This window comes from Lentzea miocenica (assembly GCF_033949945.1).
Lineage (GTDB): Bacteria > Actinomycetota > Actinomycetes > Mycobacteriales > Pseudonocardiaceae > Lentzea > Lentzea miocenica.
In genome coordinates this window covers 1-15,863 of record NZ_JAXAVW010000037.1, presented here as the reverse complement: position 1 = coordinate 15,863, position 15,863 = coordinate 1, and the positions used below count along the sequence as shown (strand labels likewise).

The window sequence follows — 15,863 nt, the reverse complement described above, 5'->3', positions numbered from 1 at the left end:
CTTCACCGATCGTGAAGGGATGGCTGAGTCGTCGATGGAACTGATGGCCGAGCGTGACGTACTTCTTTCGACCGCCCGGATCGCCTCCATTCGGCGCCGTGCCGGTGAGTACCCTCAGCGGACCATCGCCGTCGCGAGTGCCGTCGCCCTGACGCACTGGGCGAACCCCGGTCTAGCGGTCGATGGACTTGAGCTCACCGCTGCCACGCTTTTCAGCGATCTGCTCGTCTGGGCCGACAAAGGCCAGCAGTCGGACGTCGTCGAGCGGCCTGATGGCTGGCTGATCCCGTTGCCAGAGGGCGTCGATCCGGCCGAGGCGCAGCGGGCGCTGGACGACCTGGCCGAGTTCCCGAACCGCGCGATCGGCACGCTGACGTCCCAGACCGTGGACGAACGGCTCGCGGATCTGGCGCGGTGGAACGACAACGAGTTCGCACGAGACCGGCCGAGCATCGTCGAACTGTTCCGCGAGCAGGCCAGGCAGCGCCCGGACGCCGTCGCGATCAACGACGGCGAGCGCGCGTTCACCTACGGCGAGGCGCTCACCCGGTCCAACCAGCTGGCCCGCCACCTGATCGACCGCGGCCTGACCACTGAGCAGGTCGTCGGCATCTCGCTGGACCGCTCGGCCGAGATGGTGATCAGCCTGCTCGCCGTGCTGCAGGCCGGGGCCGCGTTCGTACCGCTCGACCCGCAGTGGCCGGCGTCGCGGCGTGAGTCGGTGATCACCGACGCACAGGTCGTGTTACTTCTCGGGACAGGACAGGAAGGCGAACCCGAAGCGGTCGCCGTCGACCTCGGCTCGTGGGGTTTCGGGGACTACTCGGGCGAACCCACGGATGTCACGATCCAGGGCGCGCAGCTGGCGTACGTGATGTTCACGTCCGGCTCGACCGGCCGCCCCAAGGGCGCGATGATCCGGCACGAGGCGATCAGCGAACGCCTGCTGTGGCAGGTGCACCAGATCCTCCACTTCGGACACTCCGACGCGTCGCTGTTCAAGGCGCCGCTGTCGTTCGACATCTCCATCAACGAGATCTTCCTGCCGCTGGTGTGCGGCGGCCGCACCGTCGTCGTGCGGTCCGGCGGCGAGCGCGACCCGCACCACCTGCTGCGCACGATCTCCCAGCACCGCGTGACGTTCGTGTACCTGGTGTCGTCGATGCTGGACGTGCTGCTGAACATCGCGGGCGACGGTGAGCTGGACAGCCTGCGGCACGTGTGGTGCGGCGGCGAGGTGCTGACTCCCGAGCTGTACGACCGGTTCCGCACGCAGCTCGACATCCCGATGTACCACGGTTACGGCCCGGCCGAGGCCACGATCGGCGTCTCGCACGTGATCTACCGCAGCGAGGCCGAGCGGCTGTCGACGTCGATCGGCAAGGCGAACCCGAACACGGACCTCTACGTGCTGGACGACCAGCTGCGGCCGTGCCCTCCCGGCGTCGGCGGCGAGCTGTACATCGGCGGATTCCTGTTGGGCCGCGGATATGTGAACGCGCCCGGCCTCACCGCCTCACGGTTCGTGGCGAACCCTTTCGCGTCCGACGGGTCGCGCCTCTACCGCACCGGTGATCTGGCGCGGTTCGCGCCGGACGGGTCGCTCGACTTCCTCGGCCGCGTCGACAACCAGGTCAAGATCCGCGGCATGCGGCTGGAGCTGGAGGACGTCGAGGTCGCGCTGGCCGAACACCCCGAGGTCCGCCACACCTGTGTCGTGGTCAGGAAGAACTCCGCCGGCGGCAACTATCTCGTCGGGTACGTCGTGCCGTCCGTCGGGAGCCTGACCGCGGACGCCGTGAAGCAGTGGGCGACCGAGCACCTGGTCGAGTACATGGTGCCCACGCACATCGTGGTGATGGACGAGTTCCCGTTGACCGCCAACGGAAAGCTCGACCGGCGCGCACTGCCCGAGCCGACCGTCGAGACCGGGCCGGTCACCGCCGCTGCCAACGACGACGAGGCCGTGATCTGCGCCGCGATCGCGGCGGTGCTGCGGGTCGAGCAGGTCGGCGCCGACCAGGACTTCTTCGAGCTGGGCGGCGACAGCATCCTGGCGATCTCGCTGCTGTCCGCGCTGCGTGCCGAGGGCGTGTTCGTCACCGCCACCCAGATCTTCCTCAACCGCACTCCCCGCGCGCTGGCCGCCGTCGCGTCACGCGACGGTGCCTCGACCGTCGACCACGACGACGTGCCGACCGGGCCGGTGGCGGGTCTGCCGATCGTGCAGTGGCTCGGCGAGACCACGGACGCCGTCGACGGGTTCGTGCAGTCGGTCGTGCTCAACACGCCCGCGGCGCTCACCGCCTCCCAGCTGAGCGAGATCCTCCACGCGCTGGTCGAGCGGCACGACATGTTGCGCGCCAAGCTGGTCCGGGGCGAGCGCTGGTCGTTCGACATCCCGGCCGACGGCCATGCGTTGTGGGAGGAGAGCAACGCGCCGCTCGACGAGTGCGTGGCCGCCGCGACCGAGGGGCTCAACCCGGACGCGGGCATCATGCTGCGCGCGGTGTGGCGTTCCGAGGCGCGGCAGCTCGTCATCGTGATCCACCACGTGGTGATCGACGGTGTGTCGTGGCGGATCCTGTTCGACGATCTCGCGCAGGCGTGGCAACAGGTTTTTTCCGGTGCCTCCGTGGAACTCCGTCCGGTCGGGACGTCGTTCCGCCGCTGGACCCAGCTGCTGGAGCAGGCCGGGTTCGAGGCCGATCGCGAGTACTACCAGCGCGCGCTGCCGGGTGTGGACCAGCTGCTCGGCCGGCGTGAGCTCACCGACGAGGACGTCGTTGCGGGCGAACAGGTCCGCACGGTGACAGTCGGTTCCCGCGCCACGGCCGCGCTGCTCGGCGACGTGCCCGCGTTGTTCCACGCCAAAGTCAACGACGTGCTGCTGACCGGTCTCGCGGTCGCGCTGGCCCGGTGGCGCCGGGACAACGGCCAGGACCAGACGTTCGCGCACATCGAACTGGAGGGCCACGGCCGCGAGGGCCGGTTCGTGCCGCTCGACCCGGACCTCTCCCGCACGGTCGGCTGGTTCACGACGCTGTTCCCCGTCACCGTGGATCCGGGTGCGGGCGACCTGGCTTCGGCGTTGAAGCGGGTCAAGGAAGACCTCGCGCGGGTGCCGAGCAACGGCGTCTCGTACGGCGCGCTGAAGTACCTGGGGCGCGACGAGTTCGGTGTCGGACGGCCACAGGTGCTGTTCAACTACCTCGGCCGGTTCAACGGTGGCACCACCGGCGACTGGCAGCTCGCGGAGAACGCAGGCCAGCTCGGCGAGAAGCGCGACCCGGCGATGCGGCTGCCGCGGGCACTGGAGTTCAACGCCTCCGCCGAGCCTGGCGCCGACGGCGAACTGGAACTGGTCACGGTCATCTCGTGGCCGTCCGGGGTGTTCACGGACGCTGACACGGCGAAGATCGGCGAGTACTTCGTGGGCGCGCTGGAGGGCCTGGCCGCGCTGGCACATTCCCCTCTGGCCGAGGGCGGCCACTCCCCCAGCGACTTCGACCTGCTGCCGCTCACCCAGGCCGACGTCGACTCCCTGGACTCGCCGGCGTTGCGGGACGTGCTGCCGCTGACGCCGTTGCAGGAGGGCCTGTACTTCCACTCGGTGTTCGACGACGAGTCGGCACACCGGTACGTCGAGCAGCAGCTGCTGACGCTGACTGGTTCGGTGGACGCTTCCAGGCTCGAAGCAGCCGCGACGCGCGTGCTGGAGCTGTTCCCGAACCTCGCCGCGCGGTTCGTCGGTCTGCCGGACGGCCGGGTCGTCTCCGTGCTGGAGTCCGGTGTGCGGCCGGAGTTCTCCACTGTGGACGGTCAGGGCATGACCGAGGAGGACATCGCGGCCTTCGCCGAGCAGGACCGGGTCGCCGGGTTCGACCTCGCCCGCGGGCCGTTGATGCGCTTCACGCTGATCCGCACCGCGCCTGGCCGGTATGTCCTCGTGCAGACCGTGCACCACATCATCGCGGACGGCTGGTCGGTGCCGCCGATGTGGCGCGCGCTGCTGGCCGAGTACGACGCGCCGGGCTCGGTGCACGTGCGCGGCAGCTACGCCGATTACGTGCGGTGGCTCGTGCGGGCCGACGCGGCGGAGAGCGACCGCGTCTGGGCGGAGGAACTCGCCGGACTGCCCGGTCCGTCGCTCACCATCGAGGGGCACGAGCCGTCGAACCGCTTCACCGACACGGCGATCGACGCACCCGCTGGTCTCGACGAGAAGCTGCGGGCGGCCGGGGTGTCGCTCAGCGTCGCCGTGCACAGCGCGTGGGGTGTGACGCTCGGCGGCATCCTCGGCAGGCAGGACGTCGTGTTCGGCTCCACGGTGTCCGGCAGGGACGCCGACGTGCCGGGCATCGACGCGCTGGTCGGCCTGTTCATCAACACGATTCCGGTGCGCGCCAGGTGGTCCGCCGGCACGACCGCCGCCGAACTGCTGGCGTCGGTGCAACGCCACCAGACCGCTGTGCTGCCGCACCAGCACGTCTCGCTCACCCGGATCGGGCGGCAGGCACCGCACGGGTCGGCGTTCGACACGCTGGTCGTGTTCGACATCGCGACGGACGTGACCGCGCTCGGCTCGGCCACCGGGTTCGAGATCACCAACGCGGTGAACGAGGGCGCGCCGCACTACCCGTTGACCATCGAGGTCCAGCGGCACCACGACGGCACGCTGCGGTTCAACCTCATCTACGACACCGCCGTCGTCCGCGAGGAGGGCGCCCGCACGATCCTGCGCGCGTTCGCCGACACGGTGGACTCGTTGCTCAGCGGCGGTGTTGTTCCGACGCCATCGCTCACCACCGCGCGCGCCGCGGCCGAGATCGAGCCCGTCACGCTGGCCGGCCTGTTCGACGCGGCCGCCCAGCGCGACCCGTCGGCGCGCGCCGTGACGATGTGCCACCTGGACGGCAGCTCCGAGGGCCTCACCTACGGCATGCTCGCCGACACCAAGAATCGGCTCGCCCGGACTTTGGCCAACGCGGGTGTCGGTCCGCGGCAACGGGTCGCGGTCGCGATCCCCCGCTCGTTGCAGCAGGTCGTCGCGCTGGTCGCGATCGTGTCGGCCGGTGGCGCGTACGTGCCGCTGGACCTCGCGTACCCGGACGAACGCCTCGAGTACGTCCTCGCCGACTCCGCACCCCAGGTCGTGCTGGTGGAACGCGAGCACCGGGAGCGCTTCGAACGCCTGCTCGCCAACGCCGGCGTCCCGGCGCGGGTGCTGGTCTACGGCGACGAGGTACCGGGCGACGCGGAGTTGCCGGCGTTCGACTGGCAGAACCCGGCGTACGTGATCTACACGTCCGGCTCGACCGGCAAGCCCAAGGGCGTCGTCGTGCCGCACGCGAGCGTGGTGTCGCTGCTGGCGAACACCCAGCCGGACATGGACTTCGGACCGGACGACGTGTGGACGCAGTTCCACTCGTACTCGTTCGACTTCGCGGTGTGGGAGCTGTGGGGCGCCCTCGCGTACGGCGGCGAACTCCTGGTGCCCGACCACGGCCTGACCCGTTCGCCGGTCGACTTCCACCAGTTGGTTCGCGCCCGTGGCGTCACCGTGCTGAACCAGACGCCGTCGGCGTTCTACCAGTTCATCGAGGCCGACCGGCTGGCCGAGCCGCTGCCCGCGTTGCGCCGCGTCATCTTCGGCGGCGAGGCGCTGGAACTCTCCCGCCTGCGCGGCTGGGTCGAGCGGTACGGCACCGGCCGTCCCGAGCTGGTCAACATGTACGGCATCACCGAGACCACGGTCCACGTGACGCATCGGGTGCTGGACTCCTCGGACTTCGCCTCAGGCCGTGAGGTCAGCCCGATCGGCGGCCCGATCCCCGGCCTGCGCACGTACCTGCTGGACTCGCGGCTGCAGCCGGTCGCGCCGGGCCAGGTGGGCGCGATCTACGTGGCGGGCTCCCAACTCGCGCTCGGCTACCACAACCGGCCGGACCTCACCTCCAGCCGGTTCGTGGCGGACCCGTTCGCCGCCGACGGTTCGCGCATGTACAACTCGGGCGACCTCGCGCGCCGCAACCTCGACGGCGAACTGGAGTTCATCGGCCGCGCCGACAACCAGGTGCAGCTCAAGGGTTTCCGGATCGAGCTGGGCGAGGTCGAGTCGGCGATCCGTTCTGTGCCCGGCGTCGTCGACGTGGCCGTGACGGTGGCCGACACCGCCGACCACCTCATCGCGCACGTCGTGGGCACGCCTTCTGCCGATGTCGCCGCGGTTCTCGGGTCGAAGCTGCCGGTGCACATGGTGCCGCAGCGGGTGATTCCGCTGGACGCGCTGCCGTTGACGGTGAACGGCAAGCTGGACCGCAAGGCCTTGGAAGAGCGCGCCCGCTCGTCCGAGGACGTTGTTGTGGCTGGCGACTCGCCGGCGCTGGAGTCGCTGGTCGGCATCTTCGCCGACGTGCTGCCGGGGTCCACTGTGGACGCCGACACGGACTTCTTCGTGGCCGGTGGCGACAGCATCATCGCGATCGGCGTGGTCAACCGGGCGCGCGCGATCGGCCTGCGCATCGCTCCCCGAGACCTCTTCCTCCACAAAACCCCGCGCGCCCTCGCCTCGCACGCGGGGCCCTCCCGTGCGCTCCAATCGCACGAAAGCTCCCCGCGTGCGCTCGAAGAGCGAGCGGACGGGCCGGTGGTGCCGACGCCGATCGTGCTGCGGCAGCGGGAGCTGGGCGGCGACCTTCGTTCGTTCGCCCAGGCGCGGCAGCTGCAGGTGCCCGAAGGCGTTGAGCTGCAGGGCATCGAACGGGCGGCCAAGGCCGTCATCGACGCTCACCCCGCGCTGCGGATGCGATTGCGGGTCGAGCACGGGGTGTGGGCGTTCGGAATCGATCCCGATTCGCAGGCCCCCTGGGGGGATCGGGTCCCCACTCCTATCGTCTCAAACGGGTCTGACAATTCTGACGATCCGCAGGTCGCCGCCGACGAGGCCGCTCGCCGCCTCGACCCCGAAGCCGGTGTCATGGTCGCGTTCACGTGGCTGGAGTCCACCCGGACGCTCGTGATCGTCGTGCACCACTTCGCCGTCGACGCCGTCTCCTGGTTGATCCTCCTCGATGACATCGCCGCCGCCCTGCGCGGCGAGGACCTGGCGCCCGCGACCACCTCGTTCGCCGCCTACACCAGTGCTCTCACCCTGAGCGCACAAACCGGCGGCGACCTGCGCCGCTGGATCGAGGTGCTGGACACCCCGGTGCTCACGCCGCAGATCGGCGACCAGCGTGAGGTCACGGTCAACCTGTCCGCCGACATCACGGACCGCGTCGTGCACACCGCACCGACCGCGCTCGGCGTCGGCCTGACCGAACTCCTGTGCGGCGCGCTGCGCACCGCGTTGACCGAGATCCAGGGCAACCCCACGGATCTGGTGATCGAGCTGGAACGCCACGGCCGTGTGCCGGTGCTCGACCACCACGACTACACGCGCACGGTCGGCTGGTTCACCTCCATCGCGCCGGTGAGGCTCAGCCCGCACACCGACCCGGTCAAGGCGGCGCGCGAGCTCGTGGCACGTCAGCCGGACGAGCAGGCGCACGTCGGGTACGGGCAGCTGCGGTACCTCAACCCGCAGACCGCGCCGGTGCTGGCGGCGCTGCCCAGGCCGCAGGTGCTGTTCAACTACCTCGGCCGGGGCAGCGAGGCGCAGGCCCTGCACGTCGACGCCGGATCGCAGCCGAGCCCGTACGCGGTCGAGGTCAACTCCTGGGTCGACACGACGACCGGCAGTCTGCGGGCCACGTTCGCGCTGAGCGAGGACGTGTCCGACGAGATCGCCGCACGGTGGTTGCTCGCGCTCGAACGGATCGCGGACGCCTCGGTGAACGCGCGCCGCACCGCGCCGGTCTCGCCGTTGCAGCGCGGCCTGTACTTCCAGGCCGAGCTCGCGGGCGACGCCGGGCATTACGTGGCGCAGAGCTACTTCACGTTCGACCGCCGGCTGGACGTCAACGCGCTCCAGAAGGCGATGGCGCACGTCATCGCCCGGCACCCGGTCGTCGGCGCGGGCTTCGAGGACGAGGACGGCGCACCGGTCCAGGTCCTCACCCCCGGCGGCCAGGTGGAGGTCCGCACGGTCGACGTGCTGAACCAGGACACCGTGGACGCGTTGCGCGTCGAAGACCGCCGGACGGGCTTCGACCTCGGCGCGCCGCCGTTGGTGCGGCTCACCGTGTTGCGGCTGCCGGAGGGCAGGGACGCGTTGCTGTTCAGCTACCACCTGCTGCTGTGGGACGGCTGGTCGCGCGAGATCGTGCTGCGCGACCTGTTCGGTGCCTACCGGGCGTTCCTCGCGGGCGAACCGCTCGACTCCTCCCCCGCCACGCCGAGCTTCGAGAGCTACACCCGTGCTCTCGCCGCCAAGGACGCCCGAGCAGCCGAACGGTTCTGGGCCGGTTACCTCGCGGACCTGCCGGGCCCGACGCTGCTCGGCGACGGGTCCACTTCGGACGCTCTGCCGACGAAGATCGTGCGGACACTGTCCGCTGAGGACTCCGATCGGGTCAGGGAAGCCGCGCGCAGGCACGGCGTCACGCTGAACTCGGTCGTCACGGGCGCGCTCGGGTTGTTGCTCGGCAGCGAGACCGGACGCGGCGACGCGACGTTCGGTGTCACGGTGTCCGGACGTGAGGAAGAGGCCACGGACGGGATCGTCGGCGTGCTGCTGAACACCGTGCCGATGCGGATCACCGCGCGGCCGGACGACACGGCGGCGACGTTCCTCGCGAACGTGCAGGCGTCGCGGGTCAACGCGATGGACCACGAGCACGTCGGGCTCGGCGAGATCCAGCGCGCGAGCGGCCACGACCAGCTGTTCGACAACCTGTTCGTGCTGCAGAACTTCCTGGACGACAGCACGTTCGACGAGCTGAACACCGCGAACGGCATCATCGACCACGAGTCCGAGGACTCGACGCACTACCCGTTCACCTGGGTGGTGACGCCGGGCAAGCAGCTCACGGTCAAGCTGGAGTACCGGCCAGAGGTCACCGACACCGCGCTGGCCCAGCGGTTGTTCGACGACTACCTGCGGGTGCTCGGCGATCTTGCCACCGCTGAAGGCGCACTTGGCGCGATCCGCGGCACCGGGCCGCAGCCGGAACTCAACCCCGCCAACGACTTCGGCAACCAGACCGTCGTCGACCTGTTCGACACCGCGGCCGACCGCAACCCGGACCGGATCGCGTTGGTCGCGCACGGCAAGACGATGACGTTCGCGGAGCTCAGGGACCGCAGCCGGCACCTCGCGGGTGTGTTGTCCGGCAAGGGGATCGGCGTCGAGACGTCGGTCGCCATCGCGGTGCCGCGCTCGTTGGACTGGGTTGTCGCGCTGTTCGGAATCCTGCGGTGCGGTGCGGCGTACGTGCCGCTGGAACTGGACCACCCGGACGAGCGGATCGCCGCGATCATCGAGGACGCGCAGCCGTCGTTGATCATCACGACCAGCGCGGTGGCGCCGCGGATCCGGGGCGAGGTGTTCCAGCTCGACGAGCCGTGGCCGGACGCCGAACCGGTGATCACGTTCGCGGCCGGCGACCCGAACCGGCTGAAGCACGCGGCCTACACGATCTACACCTCGGGTTCGACCGGCAAGCCCAAGGGCGTGGTCACCGAGTACGCGGGCCTGACGAACATGCTGGTCAACCACCAGCGGCGGATCTTCGAGCCGGTGCTGGCCGAGCACGGGCACCGGATGTTCCGGATCGCGCACACCGTGTCGTTCGCCTTCGACATGTCGTGGGAGGAGCTGCTCTGGCTCGCCGACGGGCACGAGGTGCACATCTGCGACGAGGAGCTGCGCCGCGACGCGACCGGGCTGGTCGAGTACTGCCTCCAGCACGAGATCGACGTCATCAACGTGACGCCGACCTACGCGCAGCAGCTGGTGGCCGAGGGTCTGCTGGGTGCCGGGCACAAGCCGGCGCTGGTGCTGCTGGGCGGTGAGGCCGTGACGCCGACGCTGTGGCAGCAGCTCGCCGACACCCCCGGCACGATCGGCTACAACCTTTACGGGCCAACGGAGTACACGATCAACACGTTGGGCGTCGGCACGTTCGACTGCGTCGACCCGGTGGTCGGCGTGGCGATCGACAACACCGACGTGTACGTGCTGGACCCGTGGCTGCGGCACGTGCCGGACGGGGTCGCGGGTGAGCTTTACGTGTCGGGCGTGGGCATCGCGCGCGGTTACCTCGGCCAGCCAGGGCAGTCCGCGGAACGGTTCGTGGCGTGCCCGTGGGTGCCGGGTGAGCGGATGTACCGGACGGGCGACCTGGTGATCAGGCGGCCCGACGGGAACCTGCTCTACCTGGGCCGCACCGACAAGCAGGTCAAGATCCGCGGCCACCGCGTGGAGCTGGGCGAGGTCGAGGCGCGGTTCGCCGCGCATCCGGGCGTCCGGTTCGTCGCCGCCGTCGCGCAGGCCGACCCGCAGGTCGACGGCGCGTACCGGCTCGCGGCCTACCTGGTGCTGGCCGAAGGCGCGGACATCCCGTCGATCGCGGCGGAGGTCGGTGCCGGGATGCCGGACTACCTGCGGCCGTCGCACTTCGCCGAGGTGGACGCGATCCCGTTGACGGTCAACGGCAAGGCGGACACGTCAGCCTTGCCCGAGGCCCGCCCGCTCGGCACCCTGGTCGAGCAGGAGGTCAGGGAGCTCACCGAAACCGAGCTCGTGGTGAGGGAGATGTTCGCCGAGGCGCTCGACCTCGACGAGGACGAGGTGGGCATGGCGAGCGGTTTCACGGACCTGGGCGGGCACTCCATGCTCGCGGTCCGGCTCATCGGCCTGCTGCGCCGCGAGTTCGGCCCGGTCGTCACGATCCGCGACCTTCTGGCCCTGTCCACCCCCGAAGCGATTGCGCGCCACGTTGACGAACACTGAAGTACGGACCGGCCGGGACATCCTGCGGGTCGCACTCCGCCGCAACGGCGGCGCCATGGCCTCGGGAACCCTGCTGATGGGGTGCTACCAGGCCGCCGAGACCGCCGTGCCGATCCTGCTCGGCGTGATCGTCGAGTTCGCCCTGCGCGGCGGTCAGCTCAGTTCGCTGGGCTTGGCGTTGCTGGCGCTCGGGCTGGTCATGGCCACCGTCTCGTACTCGTGGCGGTTCGGCATGCGCATCCTGCAGAAGGCGAACACGACGGAAGCGCATCGATGGCGGGTCGCGGTCGCGGACCACGGCCTGCAGCCGGTGGCGCGCGACGTCGACCTCAAGTCCGGCGAGGTGCTCACCATCGCCACCGAGGACGCCGACCAGACCGCGGACATCATCGAGGTGGTGCCGCTGCTGGTCAGCTCGCTCGTGTCCGTGGTGATCACGGGCGTGGTGCTGGCGGTGATCAGCGTCCCGCTCGGCGTGCTGGTGTTCGTTGGTACCGCGGCGATCCTGAGCGTGCTGAGCGTGATGTCGCGGCGGATCGGGGCGAGCACGCAGACGCAGCAGGCCAAGGTCGCGCGGGCCGGCGCCAAGGTGTCCGACCTGATCGCAGGTCTGCGGCCGTTGCACGGTTTCGGCGGCAGCTACGCGGCTTTCCAGGCCTATCGCCGGGTGAGCACCGAGGCCAAGAAGCAGTCGATCGTCGTGGCGCGGGTCAACGGCATCTATGCCGGGCTCGCGTTGGCGCTGAACTCGTTGCTCGCCGCGGCGGTGACGTTGTGGGCGGGTGTGCTGACGTTCCAGGGTTCCATCACGATCGGCCAGCTGGTGATGGTGGTCGGCCTGGCGCAGTTCCTGATCGAGCCGCTCAAGCTGTTCTCCGAGATGCCCAAGTACGTGATGATCGCGCGGGCCTCCGCCGAGCGGATGGCGCTGATCCTGGCCGCACCCGCCAGGATGACGCCCGGCGTCGACGTACCCGGACCGTCGAGCGGCCTCGAGGTCTCGGCTGTCACGCACGGAACGTTGCGGGACTTGACGTTCTCGGTGCGACCCGGTGAGTTCGTGGCGATCGCCGCCTACGAGCCCCAGGCTGCGGCCGAGCTCGCGTCGCTGCTTTCCGTCGAGGTGCCGCCTTCCGCGTACTCGGGTGTCGTCCGGGTGGGCAAGCGGGAGATCGCCTCGCTGTCCATCGAGAGCGTGCGGACGGCGCTGCTGGTGAACCCGTCGCACCACGAGGTGTTCGCGGGAACGTTGCGCGACAACGTGGATCCGTCCGGGACCAGCTCGTCGGTCGAGGAAGCCGTGTCCGCCGCGATGCTGACCGACGTGGTGGCGTTGCACTCCGACGGCCTCGACTACGCCGTGCGCGACCGCGGCGCGAACCTCTCCGGCGGGCAACGACAGCGCCTGTCACTGGCCCGCGCGCTGGCCGCGGACCCGGACATCCTGGTGCTGCACGACCCGACCACGGCCGTCGACGCGGTGACCGAACAGCTCATCGCCCGCAACGTCACGGCTTTGCGCCGCGGCCGCACGACGATCGTGATCACCAGCAGCCCGGCGCTGCTCGACGTGGCCGACCGGGTGATCGTGCTGTCCGACGGCACGGTGACCGGCGAGGGCACGCACCGCGAACTCCTCGGCCGTGACTCCTCATACCTTCTGGCGGTGGCCCGATGACGACGTTCCGGTGGACGGGTCCCGGCGAGGTGCGGTTCGAGAGCGCGCTGGACCCGGTGCCGTTCAGGCAATCCGGTTCGCTGTGGTCGGCAGAGGTCGAGATGCCGCCGCGGTTGCGCGTGACCTACCACTTCTTCGACGGCGAGGAGCACGCCGACCCGGCCAACCCCGCCGGTGCCGGGCCGAACCGATCGATCTTCACCACGCCCGATCTGGAACCGCAACCGCACTGGCCGGTCGTCGGGCCGGACGAGGTGCTGGACGTGCCATCGTCGCGGATCCGCTGGACGGGTGCGTTGGGGCGCAAGACAGTGCGCGTGCACAAGGGTGGCGAGCCGGTCGTGCTGCTGCTCGACGGCGACGACTGGATGTACGTGCACCCAGCCGTCGCCGCGTTCGAGTCGGCGATGGGCGATGCGATGCCCACCCTGATCTTCCTGCCCACGCCACGGGATCGCGATGCCGAGTACGGCTCTTCCGCGCTGTGGGAGGCGATCCGGGACGAGCTGCTGCCGTTGCTGGCGGAGAACGGCGTGACCGTGGACCTTTCACGGTTCGTGGTCGCGGGGCAGAGTCTGGGCGGTCTGAGCGCTTTCCAGGCAGCGCTGGACTTCCCTTCGCTGGTGTCGCGGGTGGCGTGCCAGTCAGGGTCGTTCTGGTACGCCCGCGAGCTGCCCCAGGCCGGGCTCGCGCTGGACGGCCCGGCCGGTGGTGACACCGCTGAGCGCCTGCGTTCGGCTCCGGACCTGTCCTGGTTGCGGGTCGCGTTCGACGTCGGCGAGCACGAGCCGAAGATGCACCGCCACTGCGAGGCCGTGGAAGAGCTGACCGCGCAGGCGGGTGCGACCGTGCGGGTGAACCGGTCTCCTGCCGGGCACGACCGCGTGGGCTGGCGGCACGCTCTGGTGCGCGACGTGGCCTGGTTGCTCAGCGATCTCTGAGCGGATCCGGCAGGCTGTCCGGCATGGGCGAGCCTGCGGTGATCTCAGTGATGCTGATCGTCCCGGACGCCGATGCCGCGGTCACCTGGTACAGGGCCGCGCTCGGCGCCACGGAGCTGTGGAACCTCGGCGGCGTCGCCGGTCTCTCGATCGGTGGAGCGCCTTTCTTCATCCACCAGGTGAACCCCGACAACCCGGCGGAGACCAGCCCCGGTGGGGTCACGAACGTGCGCGTCGAGCTGTTCTGCGATGACCCCGAGGGTCTGGTGGGGCGCGCTCTCGCCGCCGGGGCGGTCGCCGGATCGGCGGTCGTGGAGCATCAGATGCCGTGGGGGACGCATCGGCAGGGCGGCTTCACGGATCCGTTCGGCCACAAGTGGTCCGTGGGCGACAGGTCACCTTTGCGCTGACTCCAACGGCCACACCTCCACCACTCCGCCGGGGCCGAGTCATTCGAGGCGAGACGGCCACTTCGCCCTGTTCAAGCCTTGACGCCGACTTTGCTCGTGTCCCACCATGGTCGAGCAGTTTTCTCGACCTTCGAGCAAAGGTTGGCCATGCGCGCTGAATTTCTCGGAAAAGATCCCGAGTCCACCGAAGGCGACTCCCCGACGCTGTTCGCCACGGACCGCGCCGACCGTGTCACCTACATCGCCCAGGGCTGGAAGGTGACCGACCCCCAGGTGCTTGCCGATGTCGGGTCGGTGCCGGATCACGAGACCCTGATCGAGATCCCCGAGGACGTCCTGAAGATGTACGTCCGCCGCTACGCCCAGGACAGGGAGACGGGGAACTGACCCTCATCGAGCCGGGGCCGGAGTTCGCCAAGCTCTTCACGAGCTTCGAGCACACCGCCTTCCGCCTGGAGACGCGCGATCAGTACAACTCGCCGCGCGAGGCCGAGGCGTATCGCAAGTTTCTCGCCGGAGAGCGTGACGCCTCGTACCACGAGAACTGGCTGAGCATGGTGCGGCAGGCGACCGCGGAAGGACGCCTGTTCTCTCGGGTGCGGGTGGTCAGCCTGCCTCTCTCCGACTACATCCACTTCGGTATGTGGGTCGCCGGGTTCACCAGGGAGGCCGGGGACGACATCCGCTATGTCACTCGTGAGCAGGCGGTCGAACTCCCGCAGTACGACTACTGGCTGTTCGACTCCCGCAAGCTGGTGAAGATGCACTTCGGCGACGATGGCCGCTTCGCTCACGGGGAAGTGATCGAAGATCCGGCCGTCGTCGTTGAACACAACTACTGGCGTGATGCGGCGAAGCACTACGCCACGATCCGAGACGAGTTCGTAGCCAGACTATGAGTAATAGCGGGACATCGGGCGTTGACGAGATGCGCAGCGCCTTGGGCAAACGACTCCGCGAGCTGCGGGTAGCCGCCGAGCTGACCGGTCAACAGCTCGCGGAGTCCTTGTCGTGGCCAGGTTCAAAGGTCTCCAAGATCCAGAATGGGCACCAGGCCCCGACCGAGGAAGACATCCGGGCGTGGACCAAGGCCACGAAATCGCAGGGGGAAACCGCCAGTCTTCTGGCGGCGCTGCAAAATCTTGAGCTTCAGCACGCCGAGTGGCAGCGCGTGCTCCGAGCCGGCATGAAGTCTCACCAGGCCACGCTGAGCCAGGTGGATCAGAAGACCAGGCTCTATCGCGGGTTCGACAACACGGTGATTCCTGGACTCATCCAGACGCCCGAGTACGCTCGCGCTCGCTTTGCTCAAGTTGTGGCCGTGCACAAGGTGCCCAACGACATCAACGAAGCCGTGAAGGCGCGTATGCGGCGCCAGGAGATGCTGTACCAGCCGGACAAGCGCTTCCACTTCGTGCTAACAGAAGCTGCGCTGCGCTACCGGCTGGTGAGCCCGGACATCATGATCGGCCAGCTCGACCGCTTGATGGCCATGACCTCCATGCGCAACGTGAAGCTCGGGATCATCGGCTTCAAGACCCGGTACGTCACCGACCCTCGGCACGGCTTCTGGGTACTGGACGACCATCTCGTGCGGTTCGAGTCGTACTCGGCAGAGATCAACCTTCGGCAGCCTCAGGAGATCGAGCTCTACACCAACATCTTCGAACACCTGGCCGCTGTCGCCAGCTACGGCGGTGAGGCGCGGGCGATCATCAGCCGTGTGATGAGGGAGCTGGCAGACGAAACCGAAGAAGATCTTGGCTCCTGATTTCTTCTGTTAGGTGATCTCAAAGTATTTCGAGAAAAGACGAGCAAATTTCTGGCCAGACGGAAATCACGTGCTTACTCTCACCCAGCGTCAAGCCCTCTGACCTTGGAGAAGAGCACCGTGATCACGCCTGTGCCTTTGCTCAGCAAGGACCGGATCGCCCGGC

Annotated in this window: 7 protein-coding genes; all 7 read left to right on the top strand. The window is 69.1% G+C overall.

Annotated features, from left to right (window positions below):
- The first annotated feature begins 19 nt into the window (after positions 1 to 19).
- The 7 genes from SK803_RS36070 to SK803_RS36040 all read left to right on the top strand — a co-directional run bounded on the left by SK803_RS36070 (position 20) and on the right by SK803_RS36040 (position 15,697).
- Positions 20 to 10,897: a non-ribosomal peptide synthetase gene (locus SK803_RS36070; RefSeq protein ID WP_319970672.1), complete on the top strand. Its 10,878-nt coding sequence runs from the start codon at positions 20 to 22 to the stop codon at positions 10,895 to 10,897.
- Positions 10,884 to 12,575 (top strand): ABC transporter ATP-binding protein, encoded by a 1,692-nt coding sequence (locus SK803_RS36065; protein WP_319970671.1) that lies wholly within the window; start codon positions 10,884 to 10,886, stop codon positions 12,573 to 12,575. Before SK803_RS36070 ends, SK803_RS36065 begins: the two co-directional genes overlap by 14 nt.
- Positions 12,572 to 13,516 carry an alpha/beta hydrolase-fold protein gene (locus SK803_RS36060; RefSeq protein WP_319970670.1) on the top strand — a complete coding sequence of 315 codons (945 nt, stop codon included), beginning with the start codon at positions 12,572 to 12,574 and terminating at the stop codon, positions 13,514 to 13,516. The genes SK803_RS36065 and SK803_RS36060 overlap by 4 nt, the downstream gene beginning before the upstream one ends.
- 23 nt (positions 13,517 to 13,539) lie before the next feature.
- A complete protein-coding gene (locus SK803_RS36055; protein ID WP_319970669.1) occupies positions 13,540 to 13,926 on the top strand; it encodes a VOC family protein in 387 nt (128 codons plus the stop codon).
- Between the two features lie 147 nt (positions 13,927 to 14,073).
- Positions 14,074 to 14,313, top strand: coding sequence for a hypothetical protein (locus SK803_RS36050; protein WP_319970668.1), 240 nt, complete (start codon positions 14,074 to 14,076; stop codon positions 14,311 to 14,313).
- The gene (locus tag SK803_RS36045) at positions 14,310 to 14,825 is read left to right on the top strand and encodes a DUF6879 family protein (RefSeq protein WP_406601634.1); all 516 of its coding nucleotides are present in this window, start codon (positions 14,310 to 14,312) and stop codon (positions 14,823 to 14,825) included. The genes SK803_RS36050 and SK803_RS36045 overlap by 4 nt, the downstream gene beginning before the upstream one ends.
- Positions 14,826 to 14,854: 29 nt before the next feature.
- Positions 14,855 to 15,697 carry a helix-turn-helix domain-containing protein gene (locus SK803_RS36040; protein ID WP_319970666.1) on the top strand — a complete coding sequence of 281 codons (843 nt, stop codon included), beginning with the start codon at positions 14,855 to 14,857 and terminating at the stop codon, positions 15,695 to 15,697.
- Positions 15,698 to 15,863: the final 166 nt, after the last annotated feature.